This is a genomic window from Phenylobacterium sp., assembly GCF_036263695.1.
Classification (GTDB): Bacteria; Pseudomonadota; Alphaproteobacteria; order Caulobacterales; family Caulobacteraceae; genus Phenylobacterium.
Genome location: NZ_DATAGM010000416.1, coordinates 1 through 3,748 on the forward strand (window position 1 = coordinate 1; position 3,748 = coordinate 3,748).

Annotated in this window: 3 protein-coding genes; all 3 read right to left on the reverse strand. The window is 67.5% G+C overall.

Annotated features, from left to right (window positions below):
* Positions 1-598: 598 nt before the first annotated feature.
* Positions 599-1,591, reverse strand: a complete 993-nt coding sequence (locus tag VHK87_RS16745; protein ID WP_329636029.1) for a cyclase family protein — start codon at positions 1,589-1,591, stop codon at positions 599-601.
* A gap of 23 nt (positions 1,592-1,614) precedes the next feature.
* Positions 1,615-2,841 carry an NAD(P)/FAD-dependent oxidoreductase gene (locus VHK87_RS16750; RefSeq protein ID WP_329636030.1) on the reverse strand — a complete coding sequence of 409 codons (1,227 nt, stop codon included), beginning with the start codon at positions 2,839-2,841 and terminating at the stop codon, positions 1,615-1,617.
* Positions 2,841-3,748 (reverse strand): alkene reductase (locus VHK87_RS16755; protein ID WP_329636031.1); only part of this gene is annotated, 908 nt, incomplete at its 5' end. The genes VHK87_RS16750 and VHK87_RS16755, both read right to left, overlap by 1 nt.

The following is a 3,748-nucleotide window of genomic DNA, read 5'->3' on the forward strand; positions in this document are numbered from 1 at the left end:
CCGCGCAGCCGCCCATCGCGAGCGATGATGAAGTCAAGCCGGTAGGTTGCCGAGCGACGAGCCCCGGACCTGGGACAGGGACCTAGGCGGGAACTAGCCACGCGCCGAGCTGTTAACCTCCAGCGGCGGAACGAGCCCCCCAGCAACACCCGCCGCCACACGATACTTCAGAGCCCCGGCCAGCTAATGCGCACTGGCCGGGGCTTTTCCATCCGCACTCAAGCGCCGAGCTCAACCACGTTCAGACAGGCTAGGAACAAGTTTGCTCGCCCCGACAGCGCGCCCCGCGGAGGAGATTTTCTCGTTGGCTGATCAAGACGACCTGCTCCCAGACCAGAGGGGCGAGCTTCCCGACCCCGCCAAAATCGCGGCCAGAAAGCAGCTCCAGCGGAACCCAGCGGGCCGAGTTGGGCGCTTCCGATCGTACGCGACGTTGATCGTCGGACTGATTGCGCTGGTGCTGTCCGCCTTTTTTCTTGCGCAGGTACGGTGAGGCGCCGGCTGCCTTTGCTCTTCTGGGGGCGTGGTGCACGTCTACTTCTTGATCGGGCTCCGCAATCGCATTGAGAGGGAGCGAGTTCCACACGACCGCCATTGCCTAGCGTTCCGGCCGTAGCGGGATGGCGATCGGGCGCATCGGGGCGGCGCTGGCACCGCGCAGCTTCAAGGACGCCCCGATGAAGACGAACTCATAGACCTGATCCGCGGCTAGCGCCTCAAGGTTCACCAGCTCCATCAGAGTCACGCCCTGTTGGGCTAACAGGTAGGTATGGACGGGGACGTAGTTGCCCTCCACATCGCTTGGAAAGGCTTCGAAGCTCATGTTGTCGGCCCCGACGGAGATGGCGCCGCCTTCTTCCACCATGAAGCGCGCTGCCTCGAGCGTCAGGCCAGGCGCGTCGGCCTCGTAGGCGTGATCGCTCTCGTAAAGCTTCATTCGACCCGTGCGCACGAGGACCACGTCGCCCTTGCGGAGCGACAGCTTTTGCCGCCGAAGCGCGTCTACGAGATCCGCGCGCGTGACGCGATACTTGTCGGGCAGCATCGCAACGCCCTTGGCGGCGGCGACATCGATCATCACCCCTCGGGCCACAATTGGCGGGATCGTCTCGGCTCCGGCCACCTTCCAGCCCTGGTCGCCGAGGTGCTCGTCGGCCTTGAAGCCGTTGTAGATCGCGCCGTTAAGGCCGAAGTGGTTCAGGGCGTCGATGTGCGTGCCCATGTGCGTGTAGAGCGAGATCGCATCACCTGTGTAGCTGACGTGCTCGTTGCCCTTACGTCCCACCTTCATCGGGTCGTCGATGGTGGCTCCGCGGGGCGTGTGGGTGAGCCAGTACTGGTACCTGGGGTCGCCGATCCCGTGCCAGCTCGGCATACCGACGAAGTACTCGACGGAGAGGTCGTAGACTTTGCCGTGACTGATCCGGCTGAGAACCGCCAAGCGTGAGGAGTCGGTCATTAGATTGAGCGGACCCAACTGGTCCTTGGGCCCCCAGGGGCTCGCCCCAACCTGGGGCTGGGCTTCCTGGGCAAAGGCCAGCGAGGCCGAGAGGCTGCCCGCGAGGGCAGCCAGGAGCATATTGCGAAGCATCTGATCTTCCTTTCGTGGAGAGTTCAGGCCGCGGCGTAGGCCATGAGCCGTTCGACAAGGCGGCCGTCGTCGCGCACCCGCGCAGCGGCCAGAATCTCTTCCGGGGAGCCCGTCGGCGGGCGGATCCCCGCGTTGATCGCGCGCTTGACCTTCTTGGCGGCCGCGCCCGTCAGCAGGAGGTTACGCTCCCAGCCGGTAGTGAACACCGCACCAGCGGCCCCGAGGTCCAGGCAGGTTACGTAGGTGAGTTGCCGGTAGGGCTCGGGGGCGAGGCCCAGGAGCGCACGGGCGGCGTTCCGACCCGCAGACCGACCCATCGGCATCGCGTGCTGGCAGGACATCGGGGCGACATGCACCTGATCCACCAGGGCGCGAGCGCAATCGCCTGCGGCGAACACGGACCGGCAGCCGACCACGCGCAGATCCTCGCCAACGGGCGCTCGGCCGAGTTCGTCCAATTGGACGCCGAGCCGCACCGTCAGCGGGCTCGCCTGCAGCCCGCCCGAGAGGATAACGGTGCGCGAGGCGATCCATTCGCCGTCGTCCAGCAGCAAGCCTGCGGGGCCAATCTCAACAACCCTTCGCCCGAAGCGTCGGTCCACTCTGGCGCGGTCCAACGCAGCGCCGATGGCGGGCGCCGGCCCCGCGCCAAGTGCGGTTTCGGCGTTGGCCTTGCCGTCGACCAGCACGATGCGCGCGGCGGCCGCGCGAGCTTCGCCAAACTGCTGCGCAAGGCGGGGCCGAAGCTCTGTGGCGAGTTCCAGCCCGGTGAAGCCAGCTCCGACAATTGCGAAGGTTGCGTCCCCCGGCGCCGCGCCGGCCATTGCATCCATCAGCCGCCGGTCGAGGGACACCGCCCCATCGCCGCTGTCCACGTCGTAGGCGTGCTCGGCGCCTGGTAGATCGCGGCGCAGGACACTGCCGAGAGCCAGCACCACGGCGTCGTAGGGCAAGCTGAGCGCCTCGCCCTGGGGAGTGCATACAGAAACCTCCTGGGCGGCGACATCGAGATCGGTGACGTAGCCTTCAAGAAGACACGCGCCGACAGGGCCCACAGTGTCCGCCAGCGGCGCTTGCAGGCTCGCGGGATCAGCTTGGTAGAGGCGAGGGCGGAGCACCAGATTTGGCGTGGCGCTCACGAGTGTGACGTCGAGCGGCCCCCCGTGGTGCCGCGCCTCTTCGACGGCGGAGAGGGCGGCCCAGACGCCGGCGAAGCCGCCGCCCAGGACGAGAAGGCGCTTGGCGGCCATCACGCGACCCTCCGCACGGACGCCGGCAACGCGGGGTAGTCGATGTAGCCGTGGGGACCTGGGGTGTAGAACGTGGCAGGGTCCGCGTCGGCCAGGGCTGCTCCCTGCTGGATCCGATCCGGTAGGTCGGGGTTGGCGATGAAAGCCTGGCCGAAAATGGCCGCATCGGCCTCTCCCCACTCGACGACTTGGGCCGCGAGCGGCGGCGTCAGGCCAACCCCGCGGAAGTAGGCGCCGGAGAACAGCGGCCGCAGGATGTCATGGTAGTCGACACTCTCGCCGTAGGAACCGACCTCCAGGAAGGCCAAGCCCATGGAGTCGGCCGCCCGGACTACATAGCTGTACGTCTCGGCGGGCGTCGCATCGATCGCCTCGTTGTAGGGCATCTCCGGCGTGAGCTTGAGACCCACACGATGGGGCCCGGCGACGGAAACCATGGCCTCCAGCACCTCGAGCATGAAGCGGCTGCGCGCGCCCAGCCCACCGCCGTAGCCATCGGTGCGCAGGTTGGTGCCGGAGCTGAGGAATTGCATCGGAAGGTAGCCGCCTCCCCCGTGCAGCTCGACTGCGTCAAAGCCGGCGCGGAGGGCTCGCTCGGTCGCGCGGGCGAACCCCTCCACGATGCCGACAATTTCCCCAACCTCCAGGGCGCGCGGCAGAGGATGCGGCTTCATCCCCTCATCGGTGTAACCGGAGCCCGAGGGCTGGACCGCGTATGGGGCGACCGGGGTCGCGCGGCCCGGGAGGAAATTCGGCAGGCTGATGCGGCCCGCGTGCATGATCTGGGCGGCGATGCGGCCGCCCTCGGCGTGCACGGCGTCGGTGACTTTGCGCCAGGCGCGCACCTGCGCCTCGTCGGCGATTCCCGGGGTGCGAATGTACCCTTTCCCCATCGGCTCCGGGTACA